Source organism: Pantanalinema rosaneae CENA516, from assembly GCF_050753385.1.
Taxonomy (GTDB): domain Bacteria; phylum Cyanobacteriota; class Cyanobacteriia; order Leptolyngbyales; family Leptolyngbyaceae; genus Pantanalinema; species Pantanalinema rosaneae.
On record NZ_JBLZFZ010000066.1, the window covers coordinates 20,212 to 39,082 of the forward strand.

General features: G+C 51.6%; 16 protein-coding genes. 12 read left to right on the plus strand and 4 right to left on the minus strand.

The features are described from left to right. The first annotated feature begins 5 nt into the window (after positions 1–5). The 4 genes from ACN4EK_RS27000 to ACN4EK_RS27015 all read left to right on the plus strand — a co-directional run bounded on the left by ACN4EK_RS27000 (position 6) and on the right by ACN4EK_RS27015 (position 3,185). Positions 6–1,127 (plus strand): histone deacetylase family protein, encoded by a 1,122-nt coding sequence (locus tag ACN4EK_RS27000; protein WP_431661407.1) that lies wholly within the window; start codon positions 6–8, stop codon positions 1,125–1,127. Further along, on the plus strand, positions 1,124–1,369 hold the full coding sequence (locus tag ACN4EK_RS27005; protein WP_431661408.1) for a hypothetical protein: 246 nt from the start codon (positions 1,124–1,126) through the stop codon (positions 1,367–1,369). The genes ACN4EK_RS27000 and ACN4EK_RS27005 overlap by 4 nt, the downstream gene beginning before the upstream one ends. A gap of 382 nt (positions 1,370–1,751) precedes the next feature. Then, positions 1,752–2,345 (plus strand): hypothetical protein, encoded by a 594-nt coding sequence (locus tag ACN4EK_RS27010; protein WP_431661410.1) that lies wholly within the window; start codon positions 1,752–1,754, stop codon positions 2,343–2,345. A gap of 276 nt (positions 2,346–2,621) precedes the next feature. Next, entirely contained in the window at positions 2,622–3,185 is a 564-nt protein-coding gene (locus ACN4EK_RS27015) for an SH3 domain-containing protein (protein WP_431661411.1), read from the plus strand. Between the two features lie 105 nt (positions 3,186–3,290). Here ACN4EK_RS27015 and cax read toward each other — a convergent pair whose 3' ends face one another. Continuing rightward, complete coding sequence (gene cax, locus ACN4EK_RS27020; protein ID WP_431661412.1) at positions 3,291–4,403, minus strand: calcium/proton exchanger; 1,113 nt, start codon at positions 4,401–4,403, stop codon at positions 3,291–3,293. Positions 4,404–4,918: 515 nt separating this feature from the next. Between cax and ACN4EK_RS27025 the strand changes: the two genes are divergently transcribed. The 5 genes from ACN4EK_RS27025 (at position 4,919) to ACN4EK_RS27045 (ending at position 13,176) form a co-directional block, all read left to right on the plus strand. Further along, positions 4,919–7,630: a DUF3536 domain-containing protein gene (locus ACN4EK_RS27025; protein WP_431661413.1), complete on the plus strand. Its 2,712-nt coding sequence runs from the start codon at positions 4,919–4,921 to the stop codon at positions 7,628–7,630. Between the two features lie 282 nt (positions 7,631–7,912). Beyond that, on the plus strand, positions 7,913–9,427 hold the full coding sequence (gene lysS, locus ACN4EK_RS27030) for a lysine--tRNA ligase (RefSeq protein ID WP_431661414.1): 1,515 nt from the start codon (positions 7,913–7,915) through the stop codon (positions 9,425–9,427). Between the two features lie 65 nt (positions 9,428–9,492). Further along, positions 9,493–10,314, plus strand: coding sequence for a Uma2 family endonuclease (locus tag ACN4EK_RS27035; protein WP_431661415.1), 822 nt, complete (start codon positions 9,493–9,495; stop codon positions 10,312–10,314). A 53-nt stretch (positions 10,315–10,367) separates the two neighbouring features. Then, positions 10,368–11,876: a TAXI family TRAP transporter solute-binding subunit gene (locus ACN4EK_RS27040; protein WP_431661416.1), complete on the plus strand. Its 1,509-nt coding sequence runs from the start codon at positions 10,368–10,370 to the stop codon at positions 11,874–11,876. 235 nt (positions 11,877–12,111) lie between these two features. Next, a complete protein-coding gene (locus ACN4EK_RS27045; RefSeq protein ID WP_431661417.1) occupies positions 12,112–13,176 on the plus strand; it encodes a dipeptide epimerase in 1,065 nt (354 codons plus the stop codon). Positions 13,177–13,179: 3 nt separating this feature from the next. On the opposite strand, the gene ACN4EK_RS27050 is transcribed toward ACN4EK_RS27045, so the two are convergent. Further along, positions 13,180–13,695, minus strand: coding sequence for a type IV pilin-like G/H family protein (locus ACN4EK_RS27050; RefSeq protein ID WP_431661419.1), 516 nt, complete (start codon positions 13,693–13,695; stop codon positions 13,180–13,182). A gap of 478 nt (positions 13,696–14,173) precedes the next feature. Between ACN4EK_RS27050 and ACN4EK_RS27055 the strand changes: the two genes are divergently transcribed. The 3 genes from ACN4EK_RS27055 (at position 14,174) to ACN4EK_RS27065 (ending at position 17,421) form a co-directional block, all read left to right on the plus strand. Then, positions 14,174–16,084 (plus strand): protein kinase domain-containing protein, encoded by a 1,911-nt coding sequence (locus tag ACN4EK_RS27055; protein WP_431661420.1) that lies wholly within the window; start codon positions 14,174–14,176, stop codon positions 16,082–16,084. Positions 16,085–16,091: 7 nt separating this feature from the next. Continuing rightward, the gene (locus tag ACN4EK_RS27060) at positions 16,092–16,523 is read left to right on the plus strand and encodes a helix-turn-helix domain-containing protein (protein ID WP_431661421.1); all 432 of its coding nucleotides are present in this window, start codon (positions 16,092–16,094) and stop codon (positions 16,521–16,523) included. 61 nt (positions 16,524–16,584) lie between these two features. Continuing rightward, positions 16,585–17,421 carry an MOSC domain-containing protein gene (locus ACN4EK_RS27065; RefSeq protein WP_431661422.1) on the plus strand — a complete coding sequence of 279 codons (837 nt, stop codon included), beginning with the start codon at positions 16,585–16,587 and terminating at the stop codon, positions 17,419–17,421. Here ACN4EK_RS27065 and ACN4EK_RS27070 read toward each other — a convergent pair. After that, a complete protein-coding gene (locus tag ACN4EK_RS27070) occupies positions 17,351–17,743 on the minus strand; it encodes a hypothetical protein (RefSeq protein WP_431661423.1) in 393 nt (130 codons plus the stop codon). The genes ACN4EK_RS27065 and ACN4EK_RS27070 overlap by 71 nt on opposite strands. A gap of 146 nt (positions 17,744–17,889) precedes the next feature. Further along, positions 17,890–18,871: ABC transporter permease (locus ACN4EK_RS27075; protein WP_431661424.1), on the minus strand; the 982-nt coding region annotated here is incomplete at its 5' end.

Here is an 18,871-nt window from a genome sequence, read left to right on the forward strand (position 1 = left end):
CTGGCATGAATCGACATCCCACTATAGGCGATCGCTCCTGGTCTGCTACCGCTTGTCTCAGGTTTTGCCAAACCTATAGCAATGGACAGGAACGATCTGCCATGATCGCGATAGCGGTTAAAGCTATTTTTTTCATAGTCAGAAATTCTGGCAAGTTAAACGCCAAGGAGTCAGCGTCGTTGATGCCACCCAAGTTACCGATTATCTATTCAGATGAATTTCTTTTGCATGATACGGGCTACTATCATCCCGAAAAACCCGAGCGGTTAACCGCGATCAAAGCCGCCTTACATGCTACTGCCTGGGCAGACCAGTTAGAGTGGCAAGCTCCCACTCCCGCCGACCAGCGATCGGTGATCAATAATGTGTTGCGCATCCATGCCTCTAAATATGTTCAGGGAATCCGGCATCTGGCGAATCGGGGGGGTGGTTATTTAGATGGTGATACGCCCATTTCGCCCCGGAGCTATGAGGTGGCATTACTGGCGGTGAGTGCCTGGTTAGATGGAGTCGATCGCGTCTTACAAACCAATTCCCCAGCATTTGTACTGGCTCGACCACCGGGACACCATGCACTGCGAGAGGTTGGTATGGGGTTTTGCATTTTCAACAATGCGGCGATCGCGGCGGACTATGCCTTACAACAGCCAGGAATTGAGCGAGTTGGGATTCTCGATTGGGATGTGCATCATGGTAATGGCACTCAGGCGATCGTCGAAAGTCATGCACAAATTGCCTATTGTTCTCTGCATGAATCGCCGCAGTATCCGGGGACAGGCAGAGCCACCGAACGGGGACACCATGACAATGTTTTGAATGTACCGATGAAATCTGGCAGTACGGTGGCGGAATATGAACTGGCATTTGAACAACAAGTCATTCCTTTTCTAACGGCATTTCAACCCGATTTATTAATCGTCAGTGCCGGGTATGATGCCAACCAGGCTGACCCACTTTCCCACATTTTGTTGCAACCTGAAGATTACGGTATTTTGACCAAATACTGTTTACAAATTACGTCCCGAATTCTATTTGGCTTAGAAGGTGGCTACGATTTACCTGCGATCGCCCAATCCGTCGTCGCTACTATTGGCAGTTGTTTAATTCATAGTTCGCAAAACCAATGATTGATTTAAAGACAGCGGTCAAAGCTGCGTATGAATACTTTGATTCAATTCAAGATATGATCGGCAACCAGCTACAAGATCTAAGGTTAGAAGAAGTTGAATTGTCAGACGATCGTAAATTCTGGCTGATTACTTTAGGGTTTGAGGCTCCTGCCAGAACCAAAATGCCACTTGGTCTAGAGATTCTTGGATCCATAGGGATTACAAGATTTTTAGGATTAACTCAGAAACGGTTGAAGTAGAAGCGATGAAAATCCGCAAAGTATGACGGATATTGAGAGCAAAACAGCTAGTAGCTGTGAGCGATTTACTTAGTTTGGATTGACTGATTGTGGCATTTTATTGTTTGCGAAGAATCGGTATTTGGTATTAACGGATGATCTCAAGTTAGGGGTTTACCTGCAAAGCCAGGGTGTAGATACTGTGAACTTTAATCATCTTCGTCTATATGGCTGGTCATAAATCTGGATTTAGCCTGCCAGAGTTAACCTGATCTGTAAAATGTTAAGCAAAGTATATTAAGTAAATCCGGTTGGTTCACAGAGAATTGGAGCTTCCATGTGATACTCGATTTTAACCATCTTGCAAGGTCAAACCCTTGCTGCCAGTGAGGAGTATCAAATTATGGCAACACCGATTTGGAGTCGATCGCTCCAGATTTTCGCAGGTCTATCGATCGCTGTTACTGGCATTAGCCCCAGCGTCGCCGTACCCCCAACCGCTCAACCCATGCAACTGGCTCAACTAATTGGGCAATGTCGGCAGACCAACCAGGCAACCCCTGTGTATGAAACGCGCGGTGGCACCGCTCCTAAACCCGTGGACACACTACCGGCGAATACTAGAGTCACCTTGTCAGATAACGGAGCCAATGGTCTGATCGGTATTAGTAGCCCCATGAATGGTTTTGTCCCTGCTTCTAACTTAAAAGGATGTGGCGGCAGCAGTGGTACAGGTACAACGCCTCCAGTCGCTACAGGCAGTCGGTGTCGTCAGGTTGCCTTTCCACCAGAGGGCTTAGTGATTCGGCGATCGCCCACTATGAACTCCGCCAGAGCCGGTGGGGTAGGGTTTGGAGAACGGGTACAACTCACCGCCGATCCCGCCACCGTGAACCGGGGGGCAGATGGACGCAACTGGGTAGAAATTTCACAACCTGTAGCGGGTTGGGTATCCAACGGCTATCCGGGACGGGCTAACTTAACGACTTGTCGCTAGCCACAGTCATCTGATAACTTCCCTGGAGGAGTTACCCCATGATACCTGGCGGTTTGTCAAATTAAATTTAACGGGTTCAATTTTGAAAGTCTGCAACCCGTTAGAATTTTCCTGACGGAACAGTAGCCAAGGTGGCAGGTTCAAGCCTATTTATGCCATCGAAGTTTTTGCGAGAATGCCAGGATCCTTTTAGGGGATTGCATGGCATACTCAAGGCAGAAGGAATGTCAAAGTAGCTCTCAGACCTGTTTTTAAGAGTTCGTGAGGAGTGAAACTATGAAACATCATGGCCTAGGTCAATCAATGGTGGTTATGGCTGGGGCTGCGATCGCGGCAACGCTGGTCAGCGTCCCAGGCATGGCACAGGATCTCGCTGGGCAATGTCGTCGCACCAATCAACGGGTTGATGTTTATCCATCTAGAGGTGAAAACGTGCAACCCACTGGTAGCCTCCCGGCTGGTACTGTGGTGATTCTGTCGGATAATGGCTCCGGTGGCTTAATTGGGATTAGTTCCCCCACCACCGGATTGGTACAAGCTCGCTATCTTAATACCAACTGTGACACGGGTGGCACTAAACCCCCAGTCACCGGCAGCAGATGTCGTCGGGTCATCTATCCCAATGACGGACTGGTGATTCGTTCCGAGCCGAACCGCTTCTCCAACAACCTGGGTGGGATTGCTATGAATGGCAGACTGGAACTGACCACTGATCCAGCCACCCGGCGACGGGATTCCGAAGGTCGGGAATGGGTAGAAATCGTACAACCGAGAACAGGTTGGGTTTCTAATGGATTTGCTGGAACAGGGTACAGCAACCTGGGGATGTGCCCACAATAAACCGATCGCACCCTGAATTTTTCGCATTAGCAATGTCTATATAGCAAAGGGGCTGGCAGATACCAGACCCCTTTTTTGTGGTTGCCAAGCGTAGCAGGGTTCAGATTACATGGTCGGTTGAAAATAGAACGCCAGTGCCAGGACAATATATGCTGCCAGTAACAGGATGCCTTCTAACCAATTCGATCGCCCATCCGAACTAATGGAATTGGTAATCAGGACAGCCACCATCACCGCCACTAACTCAAACGGATTGAAATTGAGATCCATCGGCTGACCGAGCAACCAACCTGCAATCACCAGCACCGGAGCAACGAACAGGGCAATTTGCAAGCTGGATCCCACCGCCACAGAAACAGAGAGATCCATTTTGTCTTTCATCGCCACCGTGACTGCGGTCGCATGTTCCGCCGCGTTACCAATGATTGGCAGCAGAATCACCCCCGTAAACAGTGCTGTTAATCCTAAATGTTCCGTTGCTTCTTCCAACGATTCCACCAGTAATTCTGACTCTACAGCCACAAATAGGGTGGCGGCTAACAGTATCCCTACCCATAGCCATAAATTCACTTTATGGGTTGACGAATCTCCATCTGCCAGATTTTCCTCTGCCAGACTATCCAACTCTTGTTGGGCAACGCCTGCGTCATACAGGTAGGTATGAGTTTTCATGGAAAATAGTAACGTCAAGCCATAGACCGCAATCAGAACCAGCGCTACAGCCACCGAAAGGCTCTGAATCGTAGCTTCAGGAATCGGGAACTTAGCGGCATAATTTGCGGCGGTAGGTAACAGGATGGCAATCACAGCCAGGTTCATGGAGGAGGCATTCACTCGGGCGACGATCGGCTGGAACTCTTGTTCCTTATAGCGTAGCCCCCCTAAGAACATGGATAAGCCCATCACCAACAACAGATTGCCAACGATCGACCCGGTTAAGCTGGCTTTGACCACATCAATCAGTCCAGCATTCAGGGCAACCAGGGCAATAATCAATTCCGTCGCATTGCCAAAGGTGGCATTGAGCAAACCACCGAGGGAAGGTCCTACCACCACCGCAATTTCTTCAGTGGCAGTGCCCATCCAAGCCGCGAGGGGCACGATCGCTAAACCGGACGTAATAAACACCACTAACGATCCCCAGCCCAAATATTGAGCGGCGATCGAGATGGGAATAAAGATCAACAAACTGGAGAGAAGATATTTTCCAAACGGCATGATGATGAAGTTACGTAGATGTGGAACTGGAGATCCAACAGCAGTATTCCGTAATGCTCTGCGAGTGAAATTGTTCTTTTTGACTGAAGCTAATTCATTATGACCAAAACATCTATTTCACACGATCGTCTTTCTATTACGGAAAGTTACGCTTACTTTATCAATCGCAAAGTCTTGTTGTGATCCCTTAATGAATAGGTCAGTAAAACTGGGGATCGCGATTGAATCATGTAAGGTAAATCTCTATCAAAACCAAGAATTTCCAATCACTGTTTAATTGTTAGCAAGACCCTACCTTAAGACATTTTCTCTTAGCATCCTATGCTGATTTGGTTTAAATAGACGGATTTTGAATCACCCACAGCTAATAGTTGCATGCGTAACTGGCTATTAGCCTGTACCAGGATACTGCCCTTGTTTCAGGATTTTTCCCTCTAAATCGTTGGTTTTATCGCTCAACTCAGTAGTTGGGTCTGTTCGATCGCGTTGCCCTATTTCTTGGATAGTTCTCATCTATGACTTCTACTCCCGACATGCAATCATTTGAGCCGTTTGCAGATCTGCAAACCGTTGATCCCAACTTATTTGTCCGTCCTGATCAGGCTGACACCCCACAACTCAGTTCCCCGATCGAGGCAACCGCCAATCCCCTGCAAACGGCTCAGGGAGTTTACATCACGGTACATGGGCATTTCTACCAGCCACCTCGGGAGAATCCCTATCTGGACGCGATCGAACGGCAACCCAGCGCTGCCCCATTTCATGACTGGAATGAACGGATTCATCATGAATGTTATCGCCCCAACGCCTTTGCTCGCGTGGTCAACGATCGCGAAGAAGTGATGGGGATCATCAATAACTATGAGTTTCTCAGCTTCAACATGGGGGCGACGCTACTTAACTGGCTGGAACGGCATGATGTCGAAACCTACCAGCGGATTCTGGAAGCCGATCGCAACAGTTGTCAGCGTCTCTATGGTCACGGGAATGCGATCGCCCAGGTCTATAACCACATCATTCTGCCCTTAGCCAACGATCGCGACAAACTCACCCAAATTCGCTGGGGCAAAGCCGACTTCCATTCCCGCTTCGGACGCAATCCCGAAGGGATGTGGTTAGCCGAAACCGCCGTCGATTACCCAACCCTAGCCGCTTTGGTGCAGGAAGGAATTAAGTTTATTATTCTGGCTCCCTCGCAAGCCCAACGTTGTCGTCCTATCCCGACCCCGGATCACCCGCAGCATGACTGGCATGAAGTCGGTGGCAATCAAATTGATCCCACCCGTCCCTATCGGTGTTTCTTGGATGGAGAGGCGCGATCGCAGTCTATCGACATCTTCTTTTATGACGGTCCCATTTCCCGTGATATGGGCTTTGATGACTCCGCCCTGAGTAATTCCCAGCATTTTGCCAGTCGGTTAGGGCAAGCCATTCGCGGGGATCATCGTCCGGCTCAGATCATTGCCGTGGCGACCGATGGCGAAACCTTTGGGCATCACAAAGGCGGCACTGAAAAGTGCTTAGCCTACGCCTTTGCCCATGAGTTTACCAATCGCGGTTGGACGGTGACGAACTTCGCCCATTATTTATCCCTGAGTCAGCCCACCTGGGAAGTCGAACTCAAACCCGTGACAGCCTGGAGTTGCAGTCATGGGGTGGGACGCTGGCAAGAGGATTGTGGTTGCGGCGGCGAAGGGAGTCTCTGGCATCAACAATGGCGGCGACCCTTACGGGATGCCCTGGATTGGCTCCGGGATCAACTGATCAAGGTCTATGAAGACGCTGGTAGTAAGCTATTTCGTGATCCGTGGTTAGCCCGAGACGAATATATTCAGGTCGTTCGCGATCGCAGTCCAGCCAACGTCGATCGCTTCTTCGCCCGTCACCAAACCCGTAAGTTAACCAACGGCGATCGGGTGGATGCCCTACGGTTACTGGAAATGCAGCGCCATACCTTACTGATGTATACCAGTTGTGGCTGGTTCTTTGAGGAACTGTCCCGTCCCGAAGGTGTGCAAATTCTCCGGTATGCGGCGAGAGCATTGGAATTAGCCAGCGAAGTCACAGGGCACAGTTTGGAAAAAGGCTTTGTCCGGCGGTTGGGACAGGCTCCCAGTAATATCGACTGCTTCAAGCATGGGGCAGAAGTCTATCGCCAACTGGTGACTCCCGCCCAAATCAGCATGGAACAGGTGGCGGCGCACTACGCGATTAGTTCCCTGTTTGCCACCCATTCCCGTGAACAACGGATTTATTGCTACATCGCCCACCAACTCGACTACCAGCTTCAACGTATGGGGTCATTGACTCTGGCGATCGGGCAATTGCAACTCGTCTCCGAAATTACGCAGGAAAGTGTGAATTTGGTGTTTGCTGTCCTGCACTTAGGCGGCTGGGATTTCCATTGTTGCATTCATCCCTTCTCCGGTCGCCGGAATTATACCCAGACGAAAGACAAGCTGTTTGAAGCATTAAAGCAAGCCAGTGCGGCTCAGGTGATTCTGGGCATGAATCAAATCTTTGGCAACCAATCCTACAACCTGCAAAGCTTGTTTGATGAAGAACGCCATCGGATCATGCACCTGCTGACTCAGGGCACCCTCACCCGTTTGGATCAGCTCTATTCGCAGGTCTACCGCGACAACTACGGGGTCTTGATGGCATTCCACCGGGATGAATTACCTGTCCCCCAGGAACTCCAGGTGGCGGCAGAAGTTGCCCTCAGCCATCGTGTCCTGATGTCAATCCGGGCATTAGAACAGGAAAGTAGTGATCCCACGGCTGAAGATGCCAGTCAATTAGGATTGAGTCATCTAGCAGAACTAGAAGCGATCGCCACGGAAGCCAAACACCTCCATGCCCATTTGAATGTCCCGGAAGCCAAGCAAATTCTGGAACGGGTGATTGTGCGATCGCTGTGGAATTTGCTGCACCAATTTAATCCCGATACCTTGCAGGCAGAAATTCACCGTTTAGAACGCTTAATCCAGCTTGGACAAGAGATTCATCTGAATATCTCTCTCGCCGCTGCCCAGGAACTGTATCTGCAACAATTCCAGCGCTGGATCGTGCCCCAATGCCAGCACAAACTCAACGCGATCCAGCAAGAATTCACTGTTTTAGGCAAACCCACTGCGACCCTGAAGCTAGTTCACCTGCGGCTGCTGTTGGAACTGGGACAAAAACTGGCGATCGACTTAGCCGGTTGGCTAGAGCAATTGTCTTAGAGGATGTTTTAAAAGTATCAAAGCGATTGCATTAGCCCCCTAAATCCCCCAATTCTGGGGGACTTTGAATCCGGCTCCCCCCAGAATATAGCCTGACGGCATCGTAGAAAGGGGGGCTAGGGGGGCAGTTCAGGTAATGATTATGACTTTTCAAACACCCTCTTAACTACTCAAGTGGTAGCAACAAAACTACAGACTCCTCCCTATAATGGAAGTTTGTCGTTTTGTTGCATGGGCACTGCGATCGCGCAGTCATCCCACAGTTGACCCACAGGAACCCTCATGGCTGAAGAAGATCTCCGGGCAGTCCGCTTGCAGAAAGTCCAGCAGTTAAAGCAGGCTGGCATTACTCCCTACGCCTACCGTTGGGAAAGCACCCATCATGCGGCTGACCTACAAACCAAATTTGCCGATCTCCCGAGTGGTGAAGAAGTGCAGATTGAGGTTGCCGTTGCGGGTCGGATTATGGCGCGGCGCGTATTTGGCAAGTTAGCTTTCTTCACTCTGCAAGATGAGACGGGCACAATTCAGCTTTACCTGGAAAAAAGCCGAATTCAGACCAGCATGGTCGATCAGCCGGAAGCCTTCGATCAACTGAAGCAACTGACGGATGCGGGTGACATTATTGGTGCTAAGGGCACGATCAAGCGGACGGAGAAGGGTGAACTGTCGGTCTATGTCACCGAGTACGCCATGCTGACTAAATCTCTACTGCCCTTACCGGACAAGTGGCATGGCTTAACGGATATCGCTAAACGGTATCGCCAGCGCTATGTGGATTTGATTGTCAATCCGGAGGTGCGGGAAACCTTCCGACGACGGGCATTGATCACAGCGGCAATTCGGCGTTATCTGGATCAACAGGGCTTTATTGAAATTGAAACTCCAGTCTTAATGACCGAGGCAGGCGGTGCCGAAGCGCGTCCCTTCATCACCTACCACAACACCCTGGAAATGGAGTTGTACCTGCGGATCGCCACCGAGTTACACCTGAAGCGGCTGATTGTCGGCGGCTTCGAGAAGGTGTTTGAACTGGGGCGGATCTTCCGTAACGAAGGCGTTTCCACCCGCCACAATCCCGAATTCACGACGATCGAAGTTTACCAGGCATACGCCGACTATCAGGACATGATGGCGCTGACGGAAGCGATCGTCACCTATGCCGCCCAGGAAGTGCTGGGGACGTTGCAAATCAGCTATCAGGGAACGGCGATCGATCTGACTCCCCCCTGGCGACGGGTGACAATGCATGATCTGGTTAAAGAAGCGACGGGATTAGAGTTCGCTAGCTTCAAGACTCTGGAGGAAGCCAAAGCGGCTGCCAAGCAAGCCGGACTTCAGGAGATTGACGACTGTGAATCGATCGGTAAGCTACTCAACGAAGCCTTTGAACAAAAGGTGGAAGAAACTCTGATTCAACCCACCTTTGTGGTCGATTATCCGGTGGAAATTTCGCCCCTCGCCAAACCCCATCGCTCTAAGCCAGGATTAGTAGAACGGTTTGAGTTATTCGTGGTCGGACGTGAAACCGCCAATAGTTTCTCGGAGTTAACCGATCCCCTCGATCAACGGCAACGGCTCGAAGCTCAATCTGCCCGGAAAGCCGCTGGCGATTTAGAGGCTCACGGAGTTGATGAAGATTTCCTCACCGCTCTGGAACATGGGATGCCGCCCACCGGAGGGTTAGGAATCGGCATCGATCGCCTGGTGATGTTGCTGACCGATGCTGCCAGTATCCGGGATGTGATCGCCTTCCCACTGCTCAAGCCGGAAAAATCGGAAGAAGTCAGCGAATAGTCGAATCAGTCAGGCGGATCGCTACCATAGGAGAATGCCAGATCTATCGTTGTCGCATTCTGCTGATGTACCAACAAACCGATCCGCCGCGATCGCCGCGAGAAGTGCTCCCTACCATGTACGATCTTCCCAGCGAAGATCCCGAGGAGCCAGGGTTGCCCGACGAGTTTCACTACTTGCAACCGCAATTGCTGCGGGAAACCTTCCGTCCGCCCAACTACCCGGTTGAGCAAATTTGTATTGCCAGTGATCTGAACCTTTACTACGATCCGCGTCACCCTCTGTGGTACAAGCGTCCCGATTGGTTTGCGGTGTTAGGTGTGCCTCGCTTATATGACCAGCAAGAGTTACGGTTGAGCTATGTCGTCTGGCAAGAAGGCATCAGTCCCCTGATCATAGTGGAACTCCTGTCACCAGGGACAGAAAAAGAAGATCTGGGGCAAACCCTACGGGATGCAGAACAACCACCGACCAAATGGGAAGTTTACGAACGCATCCTGCGAATTCCTTACTACATTGTTTTCGATCGCTATAGCTATGACCTGCGAGTGTTTCAACTCGATGGTAGTCGCTATCGGCAGTTAACCTTAGAGAACGATCGCCTGTGGCTCCCTGATGCCGAATTAGGAATTGGCATCTGGCAAGGAGACTATCAGCAGATCACCGGACACTGGTTACGCTGGTACGATGCTGCCGGAAACTGGCTCCCTACCCCCGTTGAACAACTTGAACTAGAACAGCAGCAAGTTCAACAAGAACGCCAACGCGCTGAGCAGGAACGGCAACGGGCTGAACAGGAACGGCAACGGGCTGAACAAGAACGCCAACGCGCCGAACGGTTAATCGAACAATTGCGATCGCTCGGCATTGAACCCGACTTGCAGTAGCACCATTCCAGGCTAAGGTGAGCTAAGACTCACGATCGCATCTTATCTACAACATGGGCATAACTCGCCTGACCGTTGGTTTGCTACTGCTCGTCACCTTAAGCAGTTGCAGTTCTCAGTCGAAAAACGTCACCCTTGCCAGTGGCATACCGGGAGGGTACTACAATCGCCTGGGGCAACAACTGGATGAATCAGCCCAAGCCAGTGTCGGCATGGCAGTGCAAAATCTTTCCTCCCAGGGAACGCAGCAAAATCTTCAATATCTCCTGACCGGGCAGGCAGACTTTGCCCTAGTACAACTGGATGTTGCCAGTTCCGCCATGCATGAGGGAAAAGTGCAGGCGATCGCGCTATTAGCCAATGAACATGTGCATGTGATTACTCATGCGGGCTCTCGCTTGCAATCGACGACCGATCTTCAGGGGAAGCGGGTCGCGATCGGCAGTCCAGGCAGTGGCATTCGCTACACGGCTGAACATTTACTGCAAGCCGCACGACTACAAGTGCGGACAGAGGATGCCAGCATTGATCAAGCCTTGCAGCAACTGATCGATCGGCGACTGGATGCCATGATTTACGTCGGTAGTATGGGGGCTAACGAAACATTACGGCAAGGGTTCCTGACCTCCCCCAGTCTGCAATTACTCCCCATTCAACCCAGCCTGGTCAACTACCTGACCATCATGGAACCCGGTTCCTACCAGTCTGCCGAGATTCCCATAGGCACGTATAGTGTGCGTCCAGCTATCCCTCCCCAGCCCATTCCCACCTTTTCTACGGCAACGGTACTCGTCACCCGTCCAGGAGTCAGTCGGCAAAAAGTGGAATTGCTCACCTGGGCAGTGCTATCTACGTCCCGGCGCTATGCTCAGTTTTACCCAGAGTTACTCACCGGAGAGGCGCGATCGCTGCTGCAAAGAGGCTTGTTCTATATCCATCCGGCGGCACAAACGGTATATGACCAGGGTGATCCCCGCGATGCCTGGATTCGCTATTGGGAAAATAACAACGATCTCCAGGCAGGAGTCTTTATTTTGCTCGCCAGTAGTGGCATTGGTCTGGCTTTGCGGCAATGGCGACGGGAACGTTCCAAGAAACTGGTCGGTACCACCTCGAAGCGGATTACCGAATTAATGGAATTGTTACCTAACCATGCCCAAGAGGCATTAACTGGCATCGAAGAACTGAAGCAAGAACACCGTCTCCAGTTTATCAGTGGGGCAGTGTCGCCGGAAGTGTATGGGCAAATCCAGCAAAAGACGCAGTTATTTACCGATCAATGCCGGAGTTTGCTGGACGAACAGCATAAAAAACTGGTGATGGATACCTTGCTGCTGCTGGATGACTGGCAAGCCAAGTTACAAACCAATCCGGATGAAGCGATGAAAAAGCTGGCGCAAATCAAACATCAGTACCGCATGATGTTATTGAATAACCAGGTCGATATCGAAGCGTATATCGAGCTAGTGGAACTCACGTTGATGTCACTGATGACCCTAGCGCCGCAAATTGCCACCTGTGCCTTTGAGGAATCCCCCGATGCCACCGACCCCCTATCCTAGCAATCTGACTGCGCAGCTACATTGGTCAGATCACTAAAAAATTAGCCTCTGGGAGTCTTTCCGTGTTTCGACCCCAAAGGCTAATCTGCTCTAATTGCTCCTCACACTAGGTATACTTTACGACCCTGACCCGAATTTGTAAATTAAAACCTGTGCCAGTTTAGCGACTGTCCTTGGAGAAGAAAATTCCGAATGATACTACACTGCAAACGTGCGTCTTCATTCTGAGGGTTTCATGCAACTGCGGATTGCTACTTTTACTGTTCATAAACGCTTTGCCCTCACCATTAGTCGTGGCACAACTGCTCAAACCACCAATGTTTGGGTTGAGGTGGAACATGAGGGCATTCGAGGTTGGGGGGAAGCCTCACCCTTCTCGATCGGCGAACAACCCCAAACCACCGAGGCGATCGCGCGCTCACTACAAACCATTGCTCCCCTGTTAAAAGCCCTCAGTCCCTTAGAACGTCAGCGCATCGATCGTCTCTTAGCCGAAAACCGGATTCTGTCGGGAGCCAGAGCCGCCCTGGATGTAGCATTACAGGATTGGGCAGGGAAATACGCTAATCTGCCTTTGTGGCAACTCTGGGGGTTAGACCTCGATCGGATTGTGCCGACCTCCGTGACGATCGGGATTAATCCGCCGGACATTGCCCAACAACGGGTATGGGATTGGTTAGGACGGGGAACCGTGGCTCTACCGTTTCAAGGCATTCAAGCCTTAAAGGTAAAACTGGGCAGTCCCGAAGGCATTGCGGCGGATCAAGCTATGTTGCAAGCGGTGCGATCGGCGGCTCCCCACATCACCCAAATTAGTGTCGATGCCAATGGGGGCTGGGAATTGGCAGAAGCTCTCAAGATGGCAGATTGGTTGGCAGAACAGGGAGTAACCTATATCGAACAACCATTAGCCAAAGGTCAGGAGGGCGATCTATCCGCACTCTATCGCGCTTCCCCCTTGCCAATTTTTGTCGATGAAAGTTGTTTCACTAGCTACGATATTCTGCCCCTTGCCGATCGGGTTCACGGCATCAACATTAAGCTGATGAAGGCAGGGGGGTTAACTGAAGCGATGCGCATGATTCATACCGCCCGTGCCTGTGGCTTAAAAGTTATGTTTGGCTGTTATTCGGATAGTTCGCTCCTCAATACCGCCCTGGCGCATTTATCCCCCTTAGCCGACTACCTGGACTTAGATAGTCATCTCAATTTGGTGGATGATCCCTTTATCGGGGCAAGCTTTCAGCATGGTCGCGTTATTCCCAACCATTACCCCGGTTTAGGCATTCGCAAAGTGTGATGATTACTCCAACCGCCAGCCTTGCCGTTGGGCAAGTAGAGCCGACAGCGATCGCGACCCTTCTGGGCACTTCACCTCTTCCCGGAGGTTGGTCGGTGCGGCAGGAATCGGCACAGGTTCGGTCGAAGGAGTGGTCGTCGCACAAATTTGCGAGATGGTGATCTTACCCTGTTCGGATGGCATGGCAAATACAGCCCCCGTGAAGCTCCGGAGGGTAGGCTCCTTCGCGATCGCCGTTACTGACACGCGCTGGGGATTGCCAGAGTGCAGTTGAATTTTGAAGCGATAACTCTGGGTTTCTAAGGGGGTCGCCGCGACATCGGTTTTTTTCAGGGAACCGGAGAAGGAATTCGCCGTCAGAAAGTGCGTTTGTTGATCGAATAACATCGACTGCACCTGTTCCCTCGCCGCTAACTCTCGGGCGGCCTGTGAGGTTTCGAGGGCAGACGGAGGGGATGCACAGCCAATCGCAAGGATGGCGATCGCTCCTGTGAGTGAAATCAGCTTTCCTTGACGCATAGCACCTCCAAGAAGATCAGGATTAGGATTCAAATCAATCTGGTTAACCTCGTAGACACGCCCTCATATTTATCTGATCCAAGCGTAATCCGGGATTTCACGGAAATGGCTAAAGATTCCATAAAGTTATGGTTTAACTCATGAAAAGTTCATAGTTTTTGCGGTTCTTATCCGTACTTTTGCCGGAAATTTACCAGACCCATACCCTCCCCGCACGAAATTATGCAGGGAGGGCAAACGAGTCGATGTTGAGGAGACAGCGCGATCGTCAGATCACTTGCCCCTTAGATGAAGAGTCGTTAGGAACCCAGAACTTGTTCCGGAGAGCCATAGCCGCGCGTGAAAAAGTTAGCACGGTGCATACAGCGATCCCCAATCAAGTGTGAACACGCACCTGTCATAACCCTTTGTTCACGACTGTCTCAATTACCCATGAGCCAGGACGGCTGTATCTGGAATGTTGCCGGGAGTATGAGGAATGTTAACGGTAGGATTGCCGACTGAAGTAAGTGATCTTGACCTGGAAAAGCCTTTGGATGGGCGCTACCAGGTGATTCAAATTTTGGCGAGCCGCGCCTGGGGACGAACCTATCTGGCTCAAGATTTACATCGTCCTAGCCAACCGGAATGCGTCATCCAATACGTGAAACCCATTCCCGACATTGCCGCTTATCCTGCGATCGGGCGACCACATCTTACCCATGCCGCCAGCCTGCTGGAACAATTGGGTCGCCATCCCCAAATTCCCTCACTGTTAGCGTACTTTGAAACCGAGTATGGCTTCTACAGTGTGCAGGAGTTTATCCATGGACACCCATTAACGTTTGAGCTAGCTCCCCGGCAACCCTGGACAACGGAGCAGGTGAGTCAACTGCTGTTAGACATTCTGGAACCGTTAGCCACCGTCCATCAACAGGGGTGCTGGCATGGCAACCTCAAACCCGATAACTTAATTCGGCAATCCGATCGCCAACTGGTTGTGATTGGCTTTGAGCAACTGCGCCGCTCCCAACAGATTTTATTAGAACTATTAGGGCAATCAGTTCCCTGTCATTCCTCCCCGAGCCATCCCTACCATCCCCCCGAACACCATTGGGGTTTACCCAGTCCGGCTAGCGATGTCTATGCGATCGGGATGATGGCAATTCAAGCCCTGACTGGCGTTGATCCAACCCAATTTGCCCCTGATCCAGTCACCCAAACGATTCGTTGGCACGATCAGCTTGCCCCCGCCATCTACCAGTCCAATCCAGGGTTGATTGCTTTGCTCGACCGCATGGTCTGTGACGATGCCAGCCACCGCTATCCGACCGCGATCGCAGTGTTGGCAGACCTTCAGCCCCTGATCAATAATCTACCGCTGCGATCGGCGGCACCCAGTCGTCCAGACATCACCACGATCACGATTCCAGGACTAACTATACCGCCATTCCCCCAGGACACCGACCTAGACCTCCCAACCACCGACTTCCCCGATCCTTGGGCAACTACCGATGATACCGAGTTCTGCCTGACCTGGACGGATCTGGAGGATGGGCTGGATGGGATCGCGACCGTTCTGGATGAGTTTGATCCAGAAGATGATTTAGATTTACCTCGCTTTGATCCCGAAAACCCTCCCAGACTAGATGCGGATCTTCTCCAGCCAGAACCTGATGCAGATAGCTCTCTGCCCCCCTCTGGAAAGACGATCGCCGCTTCGTTACACCTAGGCGCTGGATTAGCCGTGGCGCTTACCGTAAGTGCAAGTGGCTTGAGCCTGTTAAATACCGATGCCGCCTGGAACGATACTCAGACCCTGGAAGCGGCAGTGCAACACTACCAGGCAGGACGACTGAGTGAAGCCATGCAGTTAGTGCAGGCGATTGCCCCTGAAAGTAGCGCCCACCCCTCTGCCCAACAGACGATCGCCCAATGGCAGCAGGAACAGCAAGCCGCCCGTCGATCGTTGCAACACGCCTATGACCAGGCACAACAGCGCCACTTTACCGCCGCCCTCGCCTTTCTTCAACAGATTCCTACCCAAAGCCCGATTCATCCCTTAGCTCAACAAAAGATTGCTGAATATACCCATAAACAGCAAATCCGGGCGGAGGTGATGCTGCAAAAAGCGTTTAATCGCGCCGAGTTAGGTGATTTTTTAGGAGCCATTAGCTTTCTCCGGCAAATTCCATCTACCACTCGCACCTATGCGGTTGCCCAGACAAAAATTCGGGAGTACACCGAAAAACATCAGCTTCAAACCCAAACTCAGATCGCGATCGTGACAGATTCCCCTACTCAGACCACTATTGCCCCTGACTCGCCCCCAATCCGGTTGCCAATTGACCTCAACCCCGGGACTTACCTGCGGGAGGTCACACCGTTGATGCAGGCGATTCAAGGGTAAAAGCGGTATGCCACCAAAAGCCAAACTCGAACCGTATCTGACGGTCAAACAACTGAAAACTTATTATCGACAGGCGAATGACACGACCGAAGCCCGTCGCTGGCAATTGTTACATCTGGTTGCCCAAAACTGGACGATTAAACAAGCCGCGCAAGCCGTGGATCTCAACTACGACTATGCCAAAGAAATTGTCCAGCGCTATAACCGCGAGGGACCGATCGCCATCAAGAACCGTAACCAGCAACGCCAACCCTCTGCCCGATCGCTCCTTACCCCCGAACAACAACAGGAACTGCAAACCATCTTGCAACAGCCAGCCCCGGATGGAGGAGCTTGGTCGGGCCCAAAAGTTGCCCAGTGGATCGCGGAAAAAACTGGACGGAAGCATGTCTGGCCCCAACGAGGATGGGACTATCTCAAGCGCTTGAGCAGTTCTTGAAGCCATTGCGGTCAGAGAGCTTGTAGACTGGAGCAACCGCGATCGCCTCTAGTCTCAGCCCATGCCCTATTTAGCTCAAATTTTTCTCTATCCGATTAAGTCACTGGATGGGATCGCCGTTCCCCAAGCAACTATTTTGCCCAGTGGGGCATTGCAGGGCGATCGGGAGTTTGCGATCGTCGATCAGCAGGGCAGGGTGATCAACGGCAAACGTACCGCCGCCATCCATCACATTCGTGCCAGCTTTGATCTAGCGGCTCGTACCGTCAGCCTCCGGCGAGAAGGGACTGAACAACAGGAATGCTTTCATCTGGATACCGAGCGATCGCACCTGGAAACCTGGCTGAGTGATGACTTTGGATTTGCCGTTCATCTGATTCAAAACCCAGAGATGGGCTTCCCGGATGACACAGATTCACCAGGACCCACCTTAATTAGCACAGCGACCCTGGAAACCGTGACCCATTGGTTTCCCGAACTAACGCTAGGCAATGTGCGGCAACGATTTCGGACAAACCTGGAGATCGCGGACACGATCGCCTTTTGGGAAGATCAGTTATTTGGTCAGGCTGGGACTGCCGTGTCATTTCACATTGGCGATGTGCAGTTTGACGGCATTAACCCCTGCCAGCGCTGCATTGTCCCTACCCGTGACCCGATCACAGGCTCTCCCAGCACAGACTTTCAAAAAGTTTTTACCAGACAACGCCAAGCAACATTACCGGATTGGGCAGAGTCAACCCGCTTCAATCATTTCTATCGATTAGCGATCAATACCCGTCTGCCCCGATCGCAAGCTGGAAAAACCTTAAAGGTGAATGATCCAATCAATCGGTCGGAACAGTCAGCCGTAAGCCGGACTCAGGCCCCGGGGGTTGAAAGTAATCGATCGGATTGATCGGAGCAGGTTGGGGAGCCTGTTTGGGCATAAATTCGTCCGGAATGATCGATGGTAAGGGATTCTGGGGGCGCTGGGGTCTGACCTGCATCGATCCGGCTACCGAATCCAGGTCGTTGGGATCAAAGGGGGAGGTACGGGGTTGCGCCAATGTTCCCGATCGTCGCACCGAAGCAGGTTCGGTTAGTAATAAGGTATTGGGAGTGACTGGCGGCTGAGTCTGAACGGCAGGGGAGGGACTCAACTCCTGAGCGATCGTCGGTACAGCCGTTGCTATGACACCAGTCAACAGGATTAACGCCGTCGGTAGATACTTCATCACAGTCGCCTCCTTGAGGAAATCGCGTCGGATGCAGGAATTTAGTAAACGATATTTCATAAATCACCCAATGACTCAAGCGAATTTAGAACAGTTTGCAATGTGGCATAAGCTTGACACAATCCGAAATAGGTCAGATTTTGGCAATTTTAGTCTTCTGTGCTTTCTTTGACATAGGGAATGCCTAACGCCGCCGGAGCCGTCGATTTTCCAGCTAACCCCACCATCGCCAGCAGCGCGATCGCATAGGGCAACATCAATAAAAATTGATAGGGTATACGGAGATTAAATGCCTGGATGCGGAGTTGTAAGGCTTCAGTCGCGCCAAATAATAGACATGCCATCGCCGTATAAACGGGATGCCAACGACCAAAAATCAGGGCAGCCAGAGCAATAAAGCCCTTCCCAGCACTCATCCCCTCCGTAAAAAACTTAATATGTACCAGCGCTAAATAAGCTCCCCCTAATGCCGCCAGACTACCACTGAGGCTGACACTGAGATAGCGCACCCACCCCACCCGAATTCCCGCCGTATCGGCAGCTCTGGGATATTCGCCCACCGCCCGCAGCGTTAATCCCAGACTGGTATGAAACAGTACATACGTGCTAACCGGGATCAAAATGAGGAGTAAATATACCAGGGCATCCTGCTCAAACAAAAGCTTGCCCAGCAGGGGAATCTGGTTCAGTCCGGGTAGGGCGATCGGGGCAATTCCGGGTAAGCGCTGGGTGACTTCACGACTAAACACCAGGCGGGACATAAAGGCGGTCAGTCCGGCGACTGAGAGATTGATCGCTAACCCAGACACCAATTGATCAACCCGCAAGGTCACACTGAGATAGGCATGAAGTAAGCCTACCAAGCCACCCGCCCCAAACGCAGCCAGGACTCCCAACCAGGGATTACCCGTCAGAAAGGTCACCGCCGCACTGGTAAATGCTCCCGTCAGCACCATGCCTTCCAGGGCAATATTCAACACCCCCGATCGCTCGGAATACAGTCCCCCTAAGGCGGCAAACATTAGGGGCACCGATAGGCGTAGGCTAGCCGCAAGATAGTCGGATAGGAAGTTGAGGTGATCCATGTAGGGGAGGTGGGGAGTGGGGAGTGGCTGTCTCTTATACACATCT